We start from the raw sequence: 22,890 nt of genomic DNA on the forward strand, positions 1-22,890 counted from the left end.
CCATGTTAACCTGGCAGGTTTCTCCTGAGTATTGGATCTTTAGTTTTGGGGATGGGGATCAACCAATTCCTCTGAAATCATGGAATAATTATCCCTTCCCTGCTAACGCCTACGCCCAGGTTCTCCTATTCCGAGAACTCCTTGATAACGGTAAAGCTCTGGCTGATGAGACTTCCATATTGGTTCCCCATGAAGAAATCTGTACACTATCTACAATAGATCAACAACTACTCAATCTTCCACCACCCTATCCCTTCGATATCCGGGTAGATGCCAGTGGAATGTTACAGCAACAAGATTTTCAATTTAAATGGGGATTTTATGAGCATCCTCAAGGCCGACAACTTTTTGGAGAACGTATTGGATGCCTCTTGAAGTTGGAAGATGGTACCCAATATCTGCTTTCTTCCCAACAACTTGCCCTTTGTAATGCTTTGGATGAGTTCAATGCACTGCCTCCCGAAATGAAAAACTTAAACGGTAACCTGCTTCGTTTTGCAGAGATCAAAGAACTTTCTGCAAAGTCTGCAGCAATACTGGACAGCTATCTAGAAAACGAACAGGTTGTGGTACCTAAAAACCTCAGCTTAAAACCTAAAATCGGCCAAGGCGATACCCTTGAAATTCTACCCGAAGTGGAGGGAGTCAATGCCCGGCAATTTGAAGAGAAATTTGATTTTTTCCACACGGTTCAGGCTGTTTATACGCTTCAAGATGAAAAGGGTAAAAGAACCCGAATTCCCTTTTCAGAACCTCAGCAACAAGAATTGAAAAAGATCAAGACTTATCGTCGAGTTCAAGGAGATCAGAAAAGAAAAATTCTTGAGCAGCCCCAGGAAATTTTTGATCCAGATATTATTGACCTGGATCAATTCAGCAAACGCGTTATCGATATTGGACTCTACAAACCTCGGTTTTATACTTTTATTAGTCCTTATAAATCCCAATGGATCCCCGGTATTTTGATAGAAGCGTCGAATGGAGATAAAAAGAAAATTGGGTTTAGGAGCCCGGCAGAACTTAAAGAATTTAAGAGGTTATGTGAAAAGGCATTACAAGAGGGAGAAAATTTTGTGGAATGGCGAGGCGTTCAGATTCCACTTTCTGAAACCGATATCATTCTAAGAACGGCAGAACATCAATTCCAAAATCCTTACGAACCGGTTCAAGAGGATGCCTCAAGGAAAAAAGTCCTGATTATCAAAGAAAATATCGACCAGTTGGAACATGAAGAAGTTTTTGAAAAACCTGTTCTTTCTACAGAAACTTTCCATCATCAATATAGCTATCCTCCCAACCTCAAAATGACCGTGCAAGTTCTTGAACATCAAGAAGAGGGAATTGCCTGGCTACAATCCCTATATAGGGATGGTTATTCCGGCGCACTTCTAGCCGATGATATGGGACTTGGTAAGACATTACAGATGTTGGCATTTATAGACTGGCATAATACCACTTTAAACACTGAGGATAAACCTTATTTGGTCGTTGCACCTGTTTCCCTACTGGAAAATTGGGAAAAGGAATATCCTAAATTCTTTGAACCCTGTGTGTTGAAAATTCTCAAGTTCTACGGTTCTCCTTTACCCGAATTCCTAAACGGGACCCACTTAAAGAACAGGCAGATTGTTCTGACCACCTATGAAACTTTACGGAAGCAACAACTTAAGCTTTGCGGGATAGATTGGTCGGTGGTTATTCTAGATGAAGCACAAAAAATCAAAACGCCCGGTACCCTGGTTACTAATGCTGTAAAAGCCCTCAAGGCTGACTTTAAAATTGCAGCTACCGGAACCCCTGTGGAAAATACACTGGTGGATTTGTGGTGTATTATGGATTTTGTAGTTCCTGGATTATTGGGCAGTGCCAAAGAGTTTGCCAAAGAGTACCAAAATCCTTTAAAGAATAAAGATATCGATGTGAAGCAACTGGGAGAATCTCTGCGGAAACGGATCGGGATTTATATTAAGCGGCGTTTGAAGAAGGATATCCTCCAGGGGTTACCAAAGAAAACTCAGCATCGCTGCGAATGTGCGATGCCTGAAATACAATTTCAGAGATACCTGGAAGAAATTGCACAAGCAAAGAGTATTCAGAACAATGCCACAGACCGTCAGAATAGAATTCTTCATGTCCTTTGGACCCTGCGGGATATTTCAGATCATCCCTTTCTACCAGACAAACAAATCGACCAATTCCATGTAGATAAACTGATAACGACTTCTGCGAAGCTTCAGATCACCGTTGAAATTCTAAAATCCATCCAGGAGCGGAGAGAAAAAGTCATTCTCTTTGCGGACCGGCGAGAAACTCAACGGCTTTTAGCGAGGGTTCTTCAGGAGAAATTTCATATTCGGGCAAGTATTGTGAATGGGGATACCCCAATAAGTCGATGGGGTAGTATATCTTCTAAAGAAAGTCGTCAACAGGCTATTGATCGATTTCAACGCCAGGAGGGGTTCTACGCTATCATTATGTCACCTCTTGCCGCTGGGGTTGGGTTGAATATCACAGCCGCTAACCATGTAATCCATTATTCCCGACACTGGAATCCCGCCAAGGAAGATCAAGCTACTGATCGGGTTTATCGAATTGGTCAAGAGAAAGAGGTTTACGTCTATCTGCCTATGGCAACGGCTCCGAATTTTAAATCCTTCGATGTAATCCTCGATGAATTGTTGGAACGAAAACGCGAGCTGGCCAGTGTCTCACTCTTTCCCACTGAACGTGCTGAAGTCACACCAGAGGAGATATTCCATGAAGTGCTTGAAACCCCATCAGAAATTCCAACTTTTCGACCTTTTACCCTGGAAGATTTAGATGCCCTAGATCCTTATCTGTTTGAGGCAGCTATAGCCGTGCTCTGGCAAAAGAAAGGTTATCAGGTAGAGCTTACACCCAAATTCAATGACAAAGGCGCAGACATCATCGCCCGTTCTCAAGGGCATAATATTCTCCTTCAGACCAAACATTCCAGAAATCCGGTTGGTGATACGGCTATAGGAGAAATCCTCAAATCCAAGGGCTTTTATGAACAAAGATATCAGACTTCTTTTTCGCTGGGTATCGTGACCAATCAAACTTTAACCCAAAGTGCTTTAAACCTTGCCCAGCTTAACAAGGTTTATGTTTTCGATCGTACCGAAATACTCAGGTTTCTTGAAGTAAGTCCTTTATACCTTACAGAAATAAAAGAAATGGAACAATGTCGGTTATCCAATCTCATATAGAAATACCTCATTAGACTCTTCTGTGAATGTAAGAATAGGAAGGGGCAGTAATTTTAAGGCGGGGCATTAGCTGTTGGTTTTGGATTTGCTTAGACTAAATCTAAATAGAAATGTCGTAGAACCTACAGGGCGATCACCCGGAATCCCCCTTAAACAGGGCAGCCCCTACAGTTTAGGCAACGTTTCAACGTAGAAATGGGATTAGAAAAGGGATATCTTTTATTGAGTCGTCGATAAAATTATGAAAATGTTTTACTGTGACCATTTCGTACTTCCTCTTCCAGAGGGACATCGCTTTCCGATGCAAAAATATTCGCTTCTCAAACAGCGGGTTATAGAAGCAGGGCTTGCTGGGCCCGGGGAGTTGCTGGTTCCGGATCCGGCTACCGATGAGCAGATCCAGCGGGTCCATGACCCAGAATATGTACGACGGGTAAAGAATGGGGAGCTGACCCCCAAGGAATTGCGACGTATTGGATTTCCCTGGTCTCCGGCCATGGTGGAACGGGCCCGTCGTTCGGTAGGAGGAACGATTGGAGCTTGCCGTAATGCCCTGATTGACGGATTCTCTGCTAATCTGGCCGGGGGAACGCACCATGCTTTCCGAGACCACGGTGAAGGATATTGTGTGTTTAATGACAGTGCCATCGCAGCCCGGGCCCTGCAAGCGGAAGGACATGTGCAACGCGTGGTGATCATAGATTGCGATGTCCATCAGGGAAACGGCACGGCGTCGATTCTGGCAGAAGATCCAACGATCTTCACCTTTTCCATCCATGGGGTGAATAATTTCCCCTTTGATAAAGAAAAGAGCGACCTCGACGTGGAATTAGAGGATGGGACAGACGATACTGCCTATCTGGAAGCCCTGGAATGGGGTGTTTCCAGGGCCCTCGAACTTGCCAACGCCCAGCTTGCCATTTATCTGGCCGGTGCAGATCCTTATTTTGACGATAAACTGGGACGGCTTGCCTTGAGCAAACAGGGACTCGCCGAACGGGATCGCCTGGTTTTTAACCTTTGTCAGGCAGCAGGAATTCCGGTTGCTATCACCATGGCAGGTGGTTATGCCCGGAATATCCAGGACACTGTCGATATTCACTTTCAGACGGTACGCCTGGCGGCTGAAAAGGTAAAAAAAAGCGATGGGCAACAGGCCTTGGGCAGAAAATAACCGGGCCAGGTTAAGTCCGGCATAGAGAAACCTGCCCTTCTGTTCGTTAATCACCGCCTGTAACCTGTTGCCTATCGCCCCATTCATTAATACTTAATATAAACCGTCTTAAGCTCGGTATAGAAATCGATGGCTACCCGACCCTGTTCGCGATGCCCTGAGCTGGAGTCTTTCATACCGCCGAAAGGTACATGATAATCGACTCCGGCAGAGGGAAGATTGACGTTAACAACCCCTGCTTCAATGCGATTGGCATACTCAAAGGTTCGAGATAGATTTGTGGTGCAGAGGGATGCAGAGAGTCCAAACTGAACATTATTGGCAATCTCCAGGGCTTCGTCGAAGTTTTTTGCGGGCATAATGGCCAGGACCGGACCAAAGATCTCTTCCTGGGCGATCCGCATGGTAGGTTTTACATCCTTGAAGATGGTCGGTTCCACAAAATAGCCTTTATCATATTCCTTACCGGTTAATCGATTCCCACCCAGCAGAAGGGTCGCCCCCTCTTTCTTCCCGATTTCAATGTAACTCAATACGGTTTTCAGTTGGTTTTCATCCACTAAAGGACCCATCTGAACCGAAGGATCCAAACCATTTCCTACTTTGAGGGCCTTTGTTTTTTCGATGAGCAATTGGGTAAATTTGTCCAGAATGGGTTCTTCCACAATAACCCGACTGGTGGCCGTACACCGCTGACCAGTAGAGAAGAATGCACCGTTGATGGTTATGTTAACCGCTTCTTCCAGGTTGGCATCGGCTAAAACAATAGTGGGATTTTTACCCCCCATCTCTAGCTGGGTTCTGACCATGTTCTGTTGGGTACGTTGATAAATTCCCTGCCCTACGGCACAAGATCCTGTAAAAGAAACCCCTTTGATGGCTTTATTGGTGACCATCTCGAGTCCCACGGTGGAACCGGGTCCCGTAATGTAATTTAAAACTCCCTTGGGAAGCCCGGCCTCATGGAGAATTTCTACCAGCTTTAGGGAGGTCAGGGGTGCTAAGGAAGCAGGCTTAAAAACTACGGTATTTCCGGAAACCAGAGCCGGAGCGATTTTCCAGGCCGGAATTGCAATGGGGAAGTTCCAGGGAGTAATAAGAGAAACCGTTCCAAGGGGCTTCCGCATGGTGAAGACGAATACATTCTCTCGGGGGGATGGGACGGCATCACCCAGAAATCGGTCCCCTTCTCCACCAAAGAAACTTAAAATTTGAGAAGCTCGAAGAACCTCTGCTTTCCCCTCTCCAATCGTTTTTCCTTCTTCCCGGGTTAAAATCTCCCCCAACTCATCGACCCGACTGGCCACCATCTGAGCTGCTTTGTAAAGGATCGCACCACGCTTGGGCGCCGGAACTTTCGCCCATTTTTCCTGGGCACGGACGGCAGCTTCTATCGCCCTTCGGGCATCCTCTACATTAGATTGCTGAAAATAGCCTATAACCTCATCGGTATCGGCCGGATTTATATTGGGAAAAGTTTTACCTGAAGAAGACTCCACCCATTCCCCATCAATAAAATTTTTATACGTTGTGGGCATCTTTAAAAAGTCTTCAGCCAACGACCATAAGCCTTCGGCCCTTAAAAAGGGAGAGAAAGAGTACTCCGGTTTCCCAAGCCGATCCCTCATAGCCGATCGCTGAAAACTTACTCCTAAAATTTGAAGAACCTTCTGGCTTTAATACCTGTCAGTTTATTATTTTTAACCTCCTCTTGAGCGGAAAGTCAAGAGGTACCCGAGAATTATTTGAATACAATAAAATGCCCATCCCCTCTTTCCTTTCATAGATTTCCCGTCGGCGTCTAATAATTGGATGGTTTTTAAAAGGAATATCCACTGTTTCGGGTTTAGAGGGAGAGCTTTTAGAGTCTAAGTAGTTGATAATAAAGTTGATCCAAAACGGGAAAGATTATGGCATGAAAATTGGTATCACCAAAAATCAGGTAACCGGAAATGGAATTTCTATAAAATGGCTTAATCCAGGAGGTAAAGTGAAGAAAGAATTTGTTTATGGAGCCACAGATCGGGGAAGAAAAAGAAGAAACAATGAGGACTGCTATCTTCTTTTACCCGAGCGCGATATATTTTTTGTTGCAGACGGAATGGGGGGACATAATGCCGGAGAGATAGCCAGCTCCCATGCGATCAGAATAGCCGCTGAATACTTTACCCTGAAGCGTATTTCTGAGATGAAAAGAAATCGGGAAAAAATTAAAGAAACGATGATTCAGGCTATCCAAATAACCCACCAGGGAATCCTGGAAATAATTTTAGCAAACCAGGAATACCTTGGTATGGGATCTACCCTGGTCATTGCTTTTGTTCATGGTCAGACCCTCTATACCTGTCATGTGGGCGATTCGAGGGTCTATGTGATTAATACTTCGTATATAACTCAAATTACTCAGGACCACTCCCATGTAGCCAATCTGGTAAGGCTTGGAAGGATGAGTAAAGAAGAAGCCCGGATGAGTCCCCTTAAAAATCGCATTACCCAGGCTGTCGGAATTCCCTTTGGTCTCGATCCCGAGTATCATGAATATCCCTTGAATCCAGAGGATAGGATTCTTCTCTGCACCGATGGACTGTGGGATATGCTGTCGGATGAAGAGATTCAGGCCATAGTTTTAGAGAAAAAATCCCCCCAGGAGATCTGTAAAACCCTCATCAGAAAGGCAAATGAAGCCGGTGGAAACGATAATATTACGGTGGTGCTGATAACCCAAGTAAAAAGCAGGAAATAAACCCTGAGTCCTAGAAGGGCCATGAAGGTATGGAAGTGTGGGAGTGTGGAGGTATTGGGGGTATAGAGGTGTGAAAATGTGAAAGTGTAAGCGTAATACTGCGTTGTTACTTTAATTTTGCTTAATGTTTAAGTGGCCCTCACCCCCGGCCTCTCTCCCACGCTGCGGGAGAGGGGAGTCGGGGAGTGAAAGCAGCCCTATGAGATCAAAATTAAGTAAACAGTGTAATACCAATTCCCCATGAAGATGTTGCCTAATGGGTAGTGACGACCTTGTGTGGGCGCCTTTAGTAACAGATCTATCTGGCTGCCCCTATCATTTAGGCCACATTTTAATACTGATGGGGTACAAGGAAATTTGCTCCCATACTTTTACCCCCTTCGTGGATGAATATATGAAAACTGCAAATGGGTAGAAGTAGACTTAAAGCTCCAAGAAAGAAAGTATAAAGGGATAGGTTTCTTAAGGGGCTTTACTTGATTTAATCCCTTTAAAGGGGTATATTATAAACATAAGTATAAAATTTTTATTTTTTAATGTTTCTTCTTAAAAGGGGTGTGGAGTTTTATGAATGAAGCCCTTGTTAAAGAGATTCCAGGAGTTGAGGAAGTAGACTTAAAGGAAGCTGATTTCTGGGAACCCCTTCCAAATAACAAAGTCTATTGTTATCTTTGTCCCAGGTATTGTAGAATTGGGGAAGGTCAGACCGGGTTTTGCTTTATTCGTGCAAATATAGGTGGTAAGCTTTATTCCCTGGGTTACGGACGACCTGCGGCCATTCATATCGATCCCATAGAGAAAAAGCCTTTATTTCACTTTCTGCCCGGTACCAAGATTTTTTCCATGGGCACGGCAGGATGTAACATGGGATGTAAGTTTTGTCAAAACTGGGACATCTCCAAAGCAAAGGCTGATCAGGTCAATTCAAGGGAATTATCCCCAGAAGCCGTGGTTTTTAACGCCCTGCGGTACCGATGCCCAAGCATCGCCTATACCTACAATGAGCCTACCATCTGGGCAGAATATGTAAGGGATATTTCCAAACTTGCCAGACAGTACGGATTGAAGAACGTAATGGTAACCAATGGGTATGTAACCGAGGAAGCCCTTAAATCGGTTTATGAATATATCGACGCCGCTAACGTGGATCTAAAAGCTTTTACCGAAAAGTTTTATTCCAAAATCACCCTCAGTCATCTGGAACCGGTTCTGAAAACTTTAAAAATCCTCAAACATGAAACTTCCGTTTGGATCGAGATTACTAACCTTATGATTCCGACTCTCAATGACGCAAAGGAGGAATCTAGAGAGCTATCCAAATGGATTTTGGATAATCTGGGAGACGAAGTACCTTTACACTTTACAGCCTTCCATCCGGATTACAAGCTGTTAGACTTACCTCCAACTCCTAAGGAAACCCTGGAACAGGCCCGGGAAATTGCCATGGAAGTAGGACTTAAGTACGTTTACGTTGGTAATGTATTCTCGGAGGGCGCAAATACCTATTGTCCAAATTGTAAAAAGCTTCTGATCCGACGTTCCTGGCATAGTATTTTAAAATATGACCTGCAAGGGAATCGATGCTCTTGCGGTCAGGTGATTCCTATCTATTTGAATTAAGACCTTAAGTATGGAAGTGTGGGGGTATGGGAGTATTTACTCCTACACTCCCGTACCTCCATACTTTTATACTCTTCGGGGTTAATAGTTTACTTTCATGGAACTTCAGGTTATACAACCTCTGCCTGAAAAGTTTCAACCGCTCCGGCTCAGTCAGGTAGGGCGCTATGCGTTGGGAGTTGACTGGGGAGACCATCACCATAGTATTTACTCTTTCGATTTACTCCGAAGTCTTTGCCCTTGTAAAGGATGCCTGGAAGTAAGGCAGAAAAACCAGACTTTCCCTCCGGCAGCGGTTCAACCCCTTGAAATTCGCCGCTTTCCGGGTCAGGGAGTCAGTGTTAAATGGGCAGATGCCCATGAAAGTTTATACGGTGCCGAATATTTGAGAAATCTCTGCCCCTGTGCAACCTGCAGTGAAGTGGTCCAGGCTAGACACCAAAATCCCTTAGGAAATCCGAAGGGATAAACTCAACGATCACCTCAATTAAAAATTAAAAATTGTTAATTGACAATTTTTAATTTCCCGTGTTATCTTCCCCTGTGTTCGCTATTTGCCATATGGATGGCTTGAAGTCTTTTCTCACCCTGGATCGTCCAGAATCTTCCCCGGCGATTTTTTAAAGGAGTCGATCATGAGGAAAATGATCAAGGCAACTATATGGATGATAAGCACTTTTTTGTTTTCTTCTTATCTGACCTGGGGTTTTGAGGTTTATACCCGAAGCGGTCAGTCTTATTCGGCAGCCCAGTATAAGATTTTTGACTCCAGAATGGTGATCTCTCTTAAGGACGGAAGACAGCAGAATTTATCTGTAAGCGATATTGATTGGAAGAGAACTCCAGGAGATAAAAACGTATTTCAATTTGTAGAAACCAATCTCGTCTATCTGAAAGATGGTAAGGCCATCCGATCAAAAGGTTACATGATCCGAAACGAGGAAAAGGTTGAAGTTATCACCCAGGATAACAAAATCTTAGAGTACAAAAAATCGGATATTGATTTTGGAAAGATAGCCAACTACCTCATGAAGAGAAAGATAAAATTAAGTCAACTGGAGGGACAGGAACACATAACAGATATAGAGAGTAACGCTCCAGTCATGCCCTTCGTGGAAGAAGAGTTTGATTGCAAGGATAGTATTGTGATATCCTCCAGTGGAAATCCTTTAATCAAGTTCCGGTTCGAGGCAACAACCCTCAAAGATGCTAAATTTAACAACCTGTTTCTAAATTTTGTAATTATTAAAGCTTCTGCAAAGAATTTATCCGATACTTCACGCCGGTTATCTTACAACGATTTTACCCTTATTACCAATGAGGGAACCGAAGTAAAGCCGGATGGAAGTATAGATAATACTTTTTTTATAGAACAACTGGATAAAAATGCCATGACCTTCGGAACCATTCGATTTTCCTTTACGGCTGCCTCACCGACCGGAACAGCGGAGTATCTGGTATATCGGGGAGCTTACGGAAAATTTAAATGCCGCCTTCAAGGAAATTCGCCTTAAAAACTTTATCATAGGCCCTATTTCGCAGAACCAGCAAGTTTTCATCTCCAGAACAGCGCGAAATAGGTTTTACTTACCTAACTTAAAAAATGGAAGTCAGTACTACTATCCGGTTCAGTGACGAATTTGACCAGTTTGAGAAAGATCCCAAGTTCCAGCAGCATTTACAAACTTTACAACTTATCTTGTTAGATTTTGCCGTAATGGTTCGACAGAACCTGATCATCGATATACGAACTACCAGTCCGGCCTCAACCCCTCACTCTACCCGGCAAGAATCAAATTGAAACAAAAGGGGCTGGCTTATCTTTTGCTGTAGACAGAGTTCGTGTGCTTTGGCACTAAAAAATATCTCAAAGGCAAAATAGACCTCCAGGGGCGAACCTATCTACAAGTTTAAAACCCGGGAGGTCCTCCATGCGACTTGAGACAACCTATCAATTTAAGTACTGAGGTTCATTCATTTTACCTTCTTATATTTGTTCTATTATGCAGTGTCTAAGGAGTTCCATTTTAAAACAATTTCCTTTGCCTTTGAATTTGCTGGCAAGATTTCGATCTTTTAAAGAAAAGACACCCCTTCGATTCTGCTGCATCTTAGAATTAAAACCCACGATATGGCTATAAGATACTGCTATAACCATACTCCAAGAGTTCAAATGGAGTTTTACGCTATTGATGGATATAAAGACCTTTATGAATGCCCTAACTGCGGCTATCGAGAAAGAACAGGTAACCGATTAGGACTCGGTATATTGGGCACAGCAACACTGGCTTTTAGCCTGGGAATGGGTCTTTTTGCCTTTTTAAGCTCTGCCTTCAAAGAATTAGAGAAAAATAAAAATATCCAACAACAAAAAACGGTAAAAAGTACTCCGAAACAACAGCCGGTACTACCTGGGTTTAGAAATATTTTCTGTCAGCGCTGCGAGCAACAAATCCCGAGTTATAGTAATTTTTGCCCTTTCTGCGGAATGAAAAGAGCTAACTACGTAAAATAATTCTCCTCTTGAACTCCTGTTAAGTTATGGAAACTTCCCGGCTTAAATTAAATTCGTCCTTTTGGATCCTTTATTAACTCAAGATTTCCTTGACTCCTTCAGGTCCAGGTATAAGAATATAAAGCAGGTAGCAGAATGGGATTTTAATAATATCTTAAAAAAATAAATAAAGGAGTGGAGAGTATGTGCGGAATCAATGTTGCCCATTTTACAAATCAAAAAAAGGAAGTCACAACCAGGCTGGATGAAAAAGCCGATACCGGAAGCAGGGATCTGAAAGAACTTTTCCATACTCCCAACGGAAACGATCCCAAAGGCTTGCCGGAGAAACCAAAGATCGAAGAAGGAGAAGTCGTTCAGAAAAAGTAAAAATGAAGGGATGTAGGAGTGTGGGGGTGTGGGAGTGTGGACGTATAAGTACTTAGTCTCCCATACCCCCATACCCCCACACTCCCATACTTCCATACTCTCACACTCCCACACCCCTCTCTTCTCCTTCAGGATCTGTTTAAGGCTACAAAAGTATCCGTAGCGATTTTAATCTTATCTCCTTCCTTTATAAACTGTTGCCCGGAGGTTATCACTTGTTCGCCTTCTTGGATACCTCGAACCACCTCAATAAGTCCATCCATGGAAAGACCTACCTCAATAAGGCGTTTCCGAACTATAAAATCAGGGTCAACTACCAATACCATACATGGATCTGCCGGATGGATAAGGGCTGTTTTTGGAATAACAGGGGCCAATCGTTTATTTTGAAATCGGGCATGGGCAAATACTCCGGGCTTGAGCGCTAAATTCGGGTTTGAAATTTTAACATACACTTTCAACTCTGGCTTCGATGGGTTCTGTTCGATCTTAATCACCGTCCCTTCTAAAACAGCTTCTGCAGGATCTTCTACTACAATGCGAGCCGGTTGACCGGTATAAACAGAAGGATTTGACTCTGAGCCAATCCCTGCTATTACCACGGCAGGGTCAACAACACCCAGGGTTAAAAGGTTACGGGAAGAGCCTTCATAGGGAGTCATCACTTCTCCGGGGTGGATATTTTGCTCGATTACGATTCCACTGACCGGTGCTTTTACGGTGGTATGGGTCAGGTTATACTGAATTTGAGTTCGTCTGGCAAAAGCGGTGGTATAATTGGCTTCGGCTGCTGCCAGCTCGGATTGAAGGGTTGCTTCTTCATTTTTTAATTGATTCTGGGCCTTTACAAGATTTTCCAGGGCCTGGGTATAGGCAAGCTCTGCTACGGCCTGTTCCGATCGGTTCAGTACCTTTTCATTGGCCATAGCATTTCGGGCTTTGATCGCGGCTTCTAAGGCCAGCTTATAAGTCGCTTCTGCCGAAGTTACCATAGATCGATTTATAACACTTTCATGGGTTAAGGTATTTTTAGCTCTAACAAAATCCTCTAATAACCGCCGGTTGTTAAATTCTGCAGGAGCAGGTTCTGAAGATTTGGAAATCTCCCTGGTACGGATACTCCGAAGGACCTCCTCAGCTTGTTGAAAGGCTGCAACCAACTCCCCATGTCGGGCCTCCTGGATTTTCTTGATCTCCTCCAGCCTGGCCTTTGCACTTTCTACTTCCCCTTCTGCCCGATGAACCGCGGCAACCCTTTCTTCATGACGCGTTGCCTGGGTCTTCTGAATCTCCTCTAACCTGGCCTTTGCACTCTTCACCTCATCCTCTGCCCGATGAACCGCGGCAACCCTTTCTTCATGACGCGTCGCCTGGGTCTTCTGAATCTCCTCTAACCTGGCCTTTGCGCTTTTCACCTCATCCTCTGCCTGCTTTAGCTCCAGCATCAACAGAGCCGGGTCCAACTCCAAGAGAACCTGACCCTCTTCAACATAATCGCCCAGATCCACATAAAGCGCTGCAATCCTGGCCCCCGGTATAGGTGTTGTGACGTGAACTTGCCAGGAAGGTTGAACTTCTATATCGGTACCTATTTCCTGGACCAGTTCTACCACTTTAACGGGTTGAACCTGGACCGAGGTGAGAGAACCCATGTTTACGGAACTCTGAGCCTGGGAGTAAGAGTTCATGAGGTAAATCAAGAAACCGAGAAAACCGAAGAAAATTAAAAAACCTGTAATCAAAATTTTCCGGATTCGAGCTATTTTAAGCCTTTGTCTTTTTAAAACCAGATAATATTTCGGCTCCATAACCTGTCCTGAAAAGAGAATAGGAAGTATCTGGGGGTTGTTACACCCATTCTGACGGACTATATTGCCTAATCTCTCGCAGGAGTGACTGGCCCGTCACCCCGATTCCTTATCAGATCTGGTATTACCGGTAATCTCCGGATGGGTAGAACCACCCTACTTCCCTTGTTTTTGGGTTTGTAAAAAAGCCTCTCCAAACTCCTTCTGCTTATAAGGGGTTAATTTACTTTTGTCAATAAAAATTTTATATAACTTGGTTATTAATTTACGAAAATTAATTAAAATAAAAATTCAGTTGGAGTTTGTGAAAGTCGGGGTATTTAAGAAATCTTATTCTCCGGTATGGGAAGGAGAAACCGGGAGAAAAGAATCCTTTAGCAGGAGAGTTTGGCAGGAAGGGGCCACCGGATTTCTTACAAGACAAAAAATCTCTCATCCCCAGGTAGAACCTGAGAATGAGAGATGGGGATGGATTTATTCTACAAATCGAACCTTGATACCTCTATGTTCCAGGTCTGTTAAAGCTTTTCGGACCGAGTCTTGGATGACTCTATCCAGACTATATCTTACCTGACTTAAAAGCAGCTCTTTGACCTGGTCTCGAATGTAATCTTTGTCCAGTTCGATATTGAGTTTTTCTTCCAGCATCCTGAGGGATATGATAAACCCATCCATAATATTTGTAAACTCAGGAAAGATGCACTGTTCAAGCTCGTAATTATTATACTCAGATTGCAACCTTAGGGTAATCTCACCACTCATAAGATCTCCTTTTCAGATGTAGGCGCAGCCCTAATGGGATACCTATGGGACTGTTTCTACAAAAAACAACTTCTAAGAAATATCCATTTACTATTTAGATAAAAATCAATCATTCCAGTTCCTACCCACATGAATATCTACTTTAATAGGTACAGACAATTCCAGAACCGTCTCCATACCTTCCTTAATCAGGGGTTTAACCAGTTCGACCTGGTTTTCAGGTACTTCAAAGACCAATTCGTCATGAACCTGCAAAATCATTTTAACTTCCGGAAATTTCTCTTTTAACTGCCGGTGAATTCGGATCATGGCAAGCTTAATCATATCGGCAGCGGTTCCCTGAATAGGAGTATTGGTGGCGGTTCGTTCCCCAAATTGTCGGGTACTCCAATCCTTGCTTTTGATTTCCGGGATATATCGGATTCGATTAAGCAAGGTCGTCACATAGCCTTCGGTTCGGGCCTTTTCTATCATTTTGTCCAGATATCTTTTAACACCTACATATCGGGCAAAATAGTTATTGATATACTGCTGAGCTTCCTTCGTGGAAATTCCTAAATCTTTAGAGAGGCTGAAACTTCCGATTCCATAAATAATTCCGAAATTGACGGCCTTTGCTTTCCGACGGAGTTCCGGGGTCATCTTGGAGGCATCTTTAACACCCAGGACTTCGATGGCCGTTCGGGTATGAATATCTTCATCCCGGCGGAAGGCCTCGATCAGTTTTTCATCTCCCGAAAGATGGGCTAAAATCCTCAATTCGATTTGAGAATAGTCTGCCGACAGGAGAAGATACCCATCGGCGGGAATAAACGCCTGGCGGATACGACGACCGATAGGAGTCCGAATGGGAATATTTTGTAAGTTGGGATCACTACTGCTTAAACGGCCTGTAGCCGTCACAGTCTGGTTGTACGAGGTATGAATCCTCCCTGTCTGAGGGTGAACCATCTTCGGAAGAGCATCCACATAGGTGGATTTGAGCTTCGAGAGCTGTCGATACTCTAAAATTTTGGAAGGGAGGGGATGCCCCTTGGCTAACTCTTCCAGGACATCCACATCGGTCGAGTACCCGGTTTTAGTTTTCCGGATGACCGGAAGTTTTAATTTCTCAAAAAGGATTTCTCCCAGTTGCTTCGGGGAATTCACATTAAATTCAACACCGGCCAGGGTATAGATCTCTGAACTGAGTCGATCCAGCTCCTGGTCCAGTTCTTGGGATAAAACCGAAAGAAGGTTCAGATCGATCCGTACTCCATTCCGCTCCATCTGAGCCAGCACCTCAACCAGGGGCATTTCTACCTGATAAAAAAGTTTCTCCAGGTTTTTCTGTTGTAATTGGGGGCGCAGATGTTGAGTCAACTGGAATACCAGATCTGCATCTTCACAACTATAACAGGCCACCTGATCTATAGGAGCCTGATCCATGGTAATCGCCTTAACCCCCGAGCCGACAACCTGTTTATAGGTCAAATTCCGCTTATATCCCAGATACTCCAGGGTGATATCTTCCAGATTATGGGTATGGCGGGAAGGGTTAAGGAGATAAGAAGCAATCATGGTGTCAAAATCCAGTCCTTGAAGATCGATCCCATAATTGGCAAGAACGATCTTATCGTATTTCATATTCTGGCCGTATTTAGCGATTTGAGCATCTTCCAGGAGTGGCTTCAACTTCGTCAGAACCTCTTTCAGATCCAGTTGAGCTGGAGTGTTTTCAGAGGTATGACCTACTGGGATGTAGAAAGCCTGGTTGGGTTTGACCGAGAAAGAAATACCCACCAATTTCGCCCACATAGGCTCCGGGTGGGTTGTTTCGGTATCTATGGCAAATCCCTGGGAAGCCTTTAACGTATTGACTATTTTATCTAATTGGGAGTGGGATAAAACGGTTACATATTCCTTAGAAGGGTTATTTTCAATTTTCTCCTCAGGGATCATCTCTTTCAAGATACTTTGGAACTCTAATTCTTGAAGGAGGGGAATTAATTCCGATCGATTAGGTTCGGAGAGACGAAACTCTTCTAGATTCCATTCCACAGGGACATGAGTGTCTAAAGTCACCAATTCTTTACTTTTTAAAGCCACTTCACCGTATTGTTTTAAATTTTCTCGTTGCCTGGCATTTTTGATTTTATCGACGTTTCGGAGAAGTTCTTCCACAGAACCATATTCCTGGATAAGCTTACCCGCCGTCTTTTCCCCGATACCCGGGACCCCTGGAACATTATCGCTCTGATCTCCCATCAATCCCAGAACATCTGGAATTTTCTCAGGTTCCACACCATACCGTTCCTTGACCTTTTCCACGTCATAAAGGACCCGGTGACCCATACGTTCACTTACGACCTGGATTTTATCTGAGACCAATTGGAGGAAATCTTTGTCCGGGCTGAAGATAATGGTACGAATTCCCATCTGTTCAGCTTTTTTGGCCAGTGTTCCAATCACATCATCCGCTTCATACCCCGGAATCTCCAGGATAGGGATATTAAGGGCCCGAATAAATCTCTTAATGTAAGGAATCTGTTGGACGAGGTCTGAAGGCATTCTGGAACGTTGGGCCTTATAGGCTGTAAACAACTCATGTCGAAAGGTAGGGGTCGCTGCATCGAAAACAACCGCCATATATTCAGGTTTCTCCTCTTTAAGAAGTTTCAGAATGATCCGGGAAAAGCCTAGAATAGCCCAGGTAGGAAGACCCGTTGAAGTAGATAGGGGAGTCTGAATGGCATAATAAAGCCGGTAAATACTAGAATTTCCATCTATTAGATATAAGGTTGGAGGTGAATCCATACTTAATTTATCCCACCTTTCTGAAGGAAAGTCAAGGATTTATTTGGGTAGAAAATACTTTAAGTTGGGGTAGTTTTTCTGTTTTATTGGAGAGAAGGAAGAGGATTCTGAAAAACGGGGTGGTAAGGCATGGGCGCCGGGATAAGAGTGAGATCCAGGAAGGGCCCCCTTTAATGTCAAACGAGATGTTTAACCTACTAACCTTCCCCCGCCTGGCAGGGGAAGGAACTTTGAAGTGGAGTTCCTTCCCCTGTGAAACCAGGGAGGGACCGGGTGAGGATGCCTTAACCTGGTGCGTATGGGGTTGTGGAGGAGCCGGTTCAAATACCGGCTCCCAGGGGAAGAGTCTATTTTACCAGGCTACAACCGGATTACCCGGTGATCCGGTAGCCCCTACCAATCTCAGGGGTGACCAGGCAAATAAAAATTCGTAGGCCTTTTCCTTGGATAACACCTCCAGATCCAGGTTTTCGAAATTACCTATTCCCCGACGGGCTACCAGATTCATGTGACAATAGGCAAAGGGTTCCGGAGCCGGATTTTTTGCAAAATCATAGGGCTCCAACCCCCAGGTATCAGAACCAATCATGGAAATCTTTTTGCTGGCCAGGTAGTCGCATACTTCTGGAGCCACCCCCGGCTCTCCGGAGCCAAACTCAGCATTAGCCTTGGCCATATCGGCCGGAGAAACCTTATCCGAGGGTCTTATTCCATCTGCATCCATATACCCCTTCCACAGTTGTATCCAACCGGTGCGAACCAGTACTACATCTCCCTGGGTCGGTTCACCAATTCCTTCTTTTTGTAGAGCTGCCTTAAAATCGGCCATGGTAATGGTATAACCCTTTTCCAATCGCTCGACCCCTTTTAAGGCAGGAATGTCAATGAGAATGCCCCGGGTAAAGTAACCTTTATGGGCAATGGTCTCCACACCGTCATATTTTAATCCACGACCGTTGAAGGTATCCTGCAAACGATGGCCGTTATACATGTAATCTCCATCTTTCCAGCCCGGGACCCCTTGAATCCGAATCATGGGATGACCGATACTATCAAATTGGGTACCAACCTGACCAATCTCTGCAACCAGAAACTCGTCATTGAAGGTCATCTTATATTGATCGCCTTGCCACTTAAAAGGGCCATGGAGTGGATTTCCGCCGCCAGGAATGGATAAGGCATAGGTACGACCGGGTACTAAGGGCATACCGTTATGATAGGGCATTCCAATGGTAATGGATTTTCCTTGTTTAACCAGTTTTGCTGCTTCAATCCTCTTCTGGGGTGTGATATAATTGGTCGCACCCGCCTGATCATCGGGACCAAACTCGCTGGGCCACCACTTTTCATCCACCGGATTGTTGGCTGCTAAAGCACGATCAGGTGTGGAAATAAATAGAAAGGCAACGACAAGGAGAGAAATTACGAAAATAGCTTTGATAATTTTCATACCTCAACCTCCTACAAGGAACTAACATAGACTTCCCCCCCTACCTTGTTTCCTTAGGGTAGTGAGTCTATCTGGTAAAGGTTTCCGTTATTTAATCCTAGCTAAATAAGAAGAATTCTTTTCAGTAATCAGGACTTCAGATGAAACCGTAAAGTTTTGTAAGTTGCCATCACCCCCTTTCAAAGATCCCTTTTTACTCGGGAAATTTTTTAAAAGATCGACCTCTCAAATTGACATGATTTGCATGTGGCGTCAACTACAAAGTTATTTTCTCTGAATAATTTGATCTCTCAATTTCCCAAAACGATCCTCTGTTATTTGAAAAGGTACCCTCGGTTACGTTCTATCTGCCGTATTACGATTTTTATATTCGTAATACTCTTCCCTGTCAACTCTAAACTTTCATTCTTTTATCTTTTTATGGAATTGGGTATCTTTGTTCTACGAAAAGAGGAGCAAGAAATCCTCTCCTGAAGGAATTTTGCCGTTGTTCTTTTTATTTATTTTAAATGAACAGCGATAGAGGATACCGCATAAACATGTACGGGCGGAAGGCCTTCCGCCCCATGTACGGGCGGAGGGCCCTCCGCCCCTACCGACATGGAAATTTTTGATGGGAGAAAAGACGGTCATCAGGGGAATGGGAGCCGGAGGTGCCCCAGGCTCTTATAGAGAACAGGTGTCTTACCAGACAACAATTGGATTACCCGGAGATCCTGTAGCACCAACTAATTTGAGAGGAGCCCAGGAAAACAGGAACTCATAGACTTTTTCTTTAGATAACCCTTCCATATCGATATTCTCGAAAATAGAGATCCCACGTCGAAGAATCAGGTTAACATGGCAAGGAGCAAAGGGTTCAGGAGAAGGATTTTTGGCAAAATCGAAAGGCTCCACGGATCCCTGGTCTACCAGCATCATAGAGATTTTTCTGCTTGCCAGGTACTCACAGAGTTCCGGAGAAACTCCCGGTTCGCCGGAGCCGAATTCAGCATTGGCCTTTGCCACCTCAGCAGGGCTACCTTTAATTCTTAATCCTTTCTCATCCAGGTAGCTTTTCCATAATTGGATCCAACCGGTACGGATAAGCACGACATCTCCCTGGGTCGCATCTCCAATTCCTTCCTTTTGTAAGGCTGCCTTATAATCATCCACCGTAATGGCATAACCTTTTTCCAATCGAGCTACCCCCTTTACCATGGGAACATCGATAAGAATACCCCGGGTAAAGTAACCAATATTGGCTGCATGTTCAACCCCATTTACCTGTAATCCACGGGCGTTGGGATAGTCTTCCAACCGACGTTTGTTGTACATGTAGTTCCCATCTTTCCAGCCTTCCACACCCTGAATACGCATCATGGGGTGACCCAGGCCGTCATATTGCGTTCCAACCTGTCCAATCTCGGCGGTTACGATTTCATCATTAAAAGTCTCCTTGAATTTATCGCCTTGCCAATTCAGAGGACCATGGAGGGGTTGCCCGGCACCTGGAATCATCAAGGTATAGGTACGCCCAGGAATCAGGGGCATACCCTGCTGATAAGGCATCCCGATGGTAAGCGATTTTCCTTGCTTAACCAGTTTTGCTGCCTCAATCCTCTTCTGGGGGGTAATATAATTGACCGCGCCGGCTTGGTCATCGGGACCAAACTCGCTGGGCCACCACTTTTCATCCACCGGATTGTTAGCTGCCTTAACCCTTATAGACATAAAACCCGCTATTGTTACAACGGTTATTGCAAAAATCATCGCTAAACTCGTAATTCTTCTCATACAAGGTCTCCTGGTTATTGGAAATAGTTTGTCAACAAATACCACTTCCCTTCTCAATGGTGGGAAATTCATTTGTTAACACCCTTTCCTCTTCAAGGATCAAAGGAAGTAGAATCTCTTTTTCTGAGGGATTATGACTGGATAGTCCAGAAACATTGGTCTGTTAGTTTCCATCACCTCCTTTTGGAAATCGTTTCTCAGGTAGGAGATCTCACAGATCATACATAGCATTGACATAACCTATTTCTGATGTCAATGATAAATTCTATTTTATATTATATTTGAAAAATTTAAGACTTTCTTCTGCCCGGCTAAGGACTTTAAGTAGGAGATTTTTTGGAGGTAGGCTGTATCCTGTTTTATCAAAGGGCTCAAAGCAACGGGGAAGGAACTTTCCCTGAAATGACTCTAAAAATTTACCCTTGTCAGAAGCTACAAGGGGTTTATAGAAGTGTCCTTAAAACTACCCTTTTTAGCAAAATGGTGGTCAGTTTTACGTTTCCAATCCCGTTAATACCACTTTGGTTCCGTCTACTTCTCGAACCGATACCCGAATCTGATACACCTTACTTAAGTTCTCCTCCGACAGGACCTCCTGGACACGACCCGTTAAAACCCTTTCACCCAAAATAGCTATGTGTTGTGCATAATTGATCATCAGATTAAGGTTATGGGTAGCCATCAGGATACTCAGATGGTTCTGATCATGGAGGGTTTTAATCAACTTCATCATGTTCCACTCTGAAGTTAAATCCATCCCACTGGTAGGTTCATCCAACACCAGGATCTGAGGTTCTGCTGCCAGGGCCCGGGCAATGAGCGTGCGTTGTTTCTGACCTCCGGAGAGTTCTTGAAAAAGTTTTGAAGCAAGATGAGCTATCCCCACATAATCTAAACTTCTCAGGGCAATTTGTCGGTCCAGTTTTCCGGGTTTTCTTCCGGGCCCTAACTTTTTAAACCGACCCATAAGAACAATCTCCATAACAGAAAGGGGAAAGATCTGATCTACTTCGCTATGTTGAGGAACATATCCCAGGGAAAGTTCCCGGGAGCCTTTCGGTGAAATCGTAAGAATCTTTCCCTGCAAGGGCCGCAAAACTCCAAGAATGGCCTTTAAGAGGGTCGTTTTTCCCGATCCATTTGGCCCTACAATTCCAAAAAAATCCCCTTCCTGAATCACAAGGTTTAGATTTTTCAATACAATACGGTTACCGTAACCAAGGGTTACGTCTTTAAACTCAATAAGGGGCTTCAAAAATCTGCTCCTTGCAAAATAAAGGGCGTCGCCGGGGAAGGAGAATTTTATTATTATCCAGCCCCGGCAGTTGCCGATTTTCTACCTTCAAGTAAAGGTAAAGTTATTTCACCACTTTACTTCACTTGGAAATTTCCAAAATATCAATCCCCCAGGGAAGTTCCCCCACCGGAATCATGGTTAAGACTTTGTTGGAAGCCGTATCTATAACCGCTACCGAGTTGGTTCGACCCACGGTTACATAAAGTTTCTTTCCATCTGGAGTCAAAGCAACCCACCAAGCCCTTATCCCCTGCTGCGGACCCTGGATCGGAATCGAGGTGATCAGTTTGAGTGTTGTTGCATCCAGAACTCTGACCTCATCCGAACGCCCATGGGCTATATAAAGTTTCTTTCCATCTGGAGAAACAGCTATTCCCACAGGCCTCTCTCCTAACTTAACGGTCTTTATCACCTGGTTCTTCTCCGGGTCAATCACATAAAGATCTCCCGAGCGTTCGTTGGATACATAGGCCCTTTTTCCATCTGGAGAAAAAGCCACACCCCGTGGATTTTGTCCCACGGGAATTTTTGCAATAACCTTGTGTTCTTGGGTAGAGATTACATAGACATCGTTGGAGCTTTCGTGAGGAACATAGGCTTTCGTTCCGTCGGGGCTGATCACCACGGTTTCTGGCTCCAGACCCACGGGAATGTCGGCCAACTGTTTATGGTCGGGTAATCCTAAAACTCTGGTAAATGCTCCATTTTCACTGACAATATAGAGCTGCTTACCATCCGGAGTAATATCCAGCCCTTCAGGATCTTCAGGGCCTGGAATTGTGTCGATCACTTTATTCGTGGCAATATCAATTATGGTGATATCGTTGGAATTACCATTGGATACATAGGCTTTAGTTTTATCGGGTGTAATAACAATACCCCGGGGTCTCTTACCTACGGATATCTTAGTGATGACCTTATCGGTCGTTATATCAATCACATGGACATCATTGGATTTTTCATTGGTAACATAGGCCCGAAGTTGACCCTGTGCAGAACTGGAATTAAAGGATGAAGCGAAGGTGAGAAGGAAACTCACCACCGAGCAAATAAGTTTAAATCGGTATTTCATTTCCCTTCCTTTCTGTATGCAGAGGATGCGAGTCAAACGAATTATCCGAAAAATCCTTTCTCCGAACTCATTCGTAAAACTCGCAGAACCGCCTACGGGTTGGTTAAACCGTCTTTTTTGTTTAACAACATTTAACCGCTTCATTGAGCTTGGCGATCAAATAATCAAACAAAGCAAAATAATCCTTAGCCTCAGGTACCCCCTCCACATGGGCCGGAAGCATGTAAACCTTGGCCCCAGTCTGACTGGCCACAAAGTTGGGAATCTTGTCCGGATAG

17 protein-coding genes are annotated in these 22,890 nt (G+C 44.2%); 9 read left to right on the forward strand and 8 right to left on the reverse strand.

Features of this window, described 5'->3' with window-relative positions; all coding sequences use genetic code 11:
- Positions 1-2: 2 nt before the first annotated feature.
- Both VNM22_11155 and VNM22_11160 read left to right on the forward strand, forming a co-directional pair.
- Positions 3-3,230 carry an SNF2-related protein gene (locus VNM22_11155; GenBank protein HWP47709.1) on the forward strand — a complete coding sequence of 1,076 codons (3,228 nt, stop codon included), beginning with the start codon at positions 3-5 and terminating at the stop codon, positions 3,228-3,230.
- A gap of 301 nt (positions 3,231-3,531) precedes the next feature.
- Positions 3,532-4,404, forward strand: coding sequence for a histone deacetylase (locus VNM22_11160; GenBank protein ID HWP47710.1), 873 nt, complete (start codon positions 3,532-3,534; stop codon positions 4,402-4,404).
- An 86-nt stretch (positions 4,405-4,490) separates the two neighbouring features.
- Here the strand turns inward: VNM22_11160 and VNM22_11165 are convergent, their stop codons facing one another.
- Positions 4,491-5,942: an aldehyde dehydrogenase family protein gene (locus tag VNM22_11165; GenBank protein HWP47711.1), complete on the reverse strand. Its 1,452-nt coding sequence runs from the start codon at positions 5,940-5,942 to the stop codon at positions 4,491-4,493.
- A 377-nt stretch (positions 5,943-6,319) separates the two neighbouring features.
- Here VNM22_11165 and VNM22_11170 point away from each other — a divergent pair, with 377 nt between their 5' ends.
- The 7 genes from VNM22_11170 (at position 6,320) to VNM22_11200 (ending at position 11,651) form a co-directional block, all read left to right on the forward strand.
- Complete coding sequence (locus VNM22_11170; protein HWP47712.1) at positions 6,320-7,147, forward strand: Stp1/IreP family PP2C-type Ser/Thr phosphatase; 828 nt, start codon at positions 6,320-6,322, stop codon at positions 7,145-7,147.
- Between the two features lie 567 nt (positions 7,148-7,714).
- Positions 7,715-8,767, forward strand: coding sequence for an AmmeMemoRadiSam system radical SAM enzyme (gene amrS / locus VNM22_11175; protein HWP47713.1), 1,053 nt, complete (start codon positions 7,715-7,717; stop codon positions 8,765-8,767).
- 97 nt (positions 8,768-8,864) lie between these two features.
- Positions 8,865-9,236 carry a gamma-butyrobetaine hydroxylase-like domain-containing protein gene (locus tag VNM22_11180; protein HWP47714.1) on the forward strand — a complete coding sequence of 124 codons (372 nt, stop codon included), beginning with the start codon at positions 8,865-8,867 and terminating at the stop codon, positions 9,234-9,236.
- Between the two features lie 166 nt (positions 9,237-9,402).
- Positions 9,403-10,281, forward strand: coding sequence for a hypothetical protein (locus tag VNM22_11185; protein ID HWP47715.1), 879 nt, complete (start codon positions 9,403-9,405; stop codon positions 10,279-10,281).
- An 89-nt stretch (positions 10,282-10,370) separates the two neighbouring features.
- Positions 10,371-10,568, forward strand: a complete 198-nt coding sequence (locus VNM22_11190; protein ID HWP47716.1) for a hypothetical protein — start codon at positions 10,371-10,373, stop codon at positions 10,566-10,568.
- Positions 10,569-10,940: 372 nt separating this feature from the next.
- Positions 10,941-11,282, forward strand: a complete 342-nt coding sequence (locus VNM22_11195) for a hypothetical protein (GenBank protein HWP47717.1) — start codon at positions 10,941-10,943, stop codon at positions 11,280-11,282.
- Positions 11,283-11,465: 183 nt separating this feature from the next.
- Positions 11,466-11,651, forward strand: a complete 186-nt coding sequence (locus VNM22_11200; protein ID HWP47718.1) for a hypothetical protein — start codon at positions 11,466-11,468, stop codon at positions 11,649-11,651.
- A 128-nt stretch (positions 11,652-11,779) separates the two neighbouring features.
- On the opposite strand, the gene VNM22_11205 is transcribed toward VNM22_11200, so the two are convergent.
- From VNM22_11205 to VNM22_11235, 7 genes are all read right to left on the reverse strand, one after another.
- Positions 11,780-13,459, reverse strand: coding sequence for an efflux RND transporter periplasmic adaptor subunit (locus tag VNM22_11205; protein ID HWP47719.1), 1,680 nt, complete (start codon positions 13,457-13,459; stop codon positions 11,780-11,782).
- Positions 13,460-13,933: 474 nt separating this feature from the next.
- Positions 13,934-14,221: a hypothetical protein gene (locus VNM22_11210; GenBank protein ID HWP47720.1), complete on the reverse strand. Its 288-nt coding sequence runs from the start codon at positions 14,219-14,221 to the stop codon at positions 13,934-13,936.
- A gap of 105 nt (positions 14,222-14,326) precedes the next feature.
- Positions 14,327-17,017, reverse strand: coding sequence for a DNA polymerase I (gene polA / locus VNM22_11215; protein ID HWP47721.1), 2,691 nt, complete (start codon positions 17,015-17,017; stop codon positions 14,327-14,329).
- Between the two features lie 352 nt (positions 17,018-17,369).
- Positions 17,370-18,467, reverse strand: a complete 1,098-nt coding sequence (locus VNM22_11220) for a cyclase family protein (GenBank protein ID HWP47722.1) — start codon at positions 18,465-18,467, stop codon at positions 17,370-17,372.
- Positions 18,468-19,151: 684 nt separating this feature from the next.
- Positions 19,152-20,243: a cyclase family protein gene (locus VNM22_11225; GenBank protein HWP47723.1), complete on the reverse strand. Its 1,092-nt coding sequence runs from the start codon at positions 20,241-20,243 to the stop codon at positions 19,152-19,154.
- A 493-nt stretch (positions 20,244-20,736) separates the two neighbouring features.
- Positions 20,737-21,498 carry a metal ABC transporter ATP-binding protein gene (locus tag VNM22_11230; protein ID HWP47724.1) on the reverse strand — a complete coding sequence of 254 codons (762 nt, stop codon included), beginning with the start codon at positions 21,496-21,498 and terminating at the stop codon, positions 20,737-20,739.
- Positions 21,499-21,619: 121 nt separating this feature from the next.
- Positions 21,620-22,612 carry an amine dehydrogenase large subunit gene (locus VNM22_11235; GenBank protein ID HWP47725.1) on the reverse strand — a complete coding sequence of 331 codons (993 nt, stop codon included), beginning with the start codon at positions 22,610-22,612 and terminating at the stop codon, positions 21,620-21,622.
- Between the last annotated feature and the right edge of the window lie 278 nt (positions 22,613-22,890).

Source organism: Candidatus Limnocylindrales bacterium, assembly GCA_035559535.1.
GTDB lineage: Bacteria > Moduliflexota > Moduliflexia > Moduliflexales > JAUQPW01 > JAUQPW01.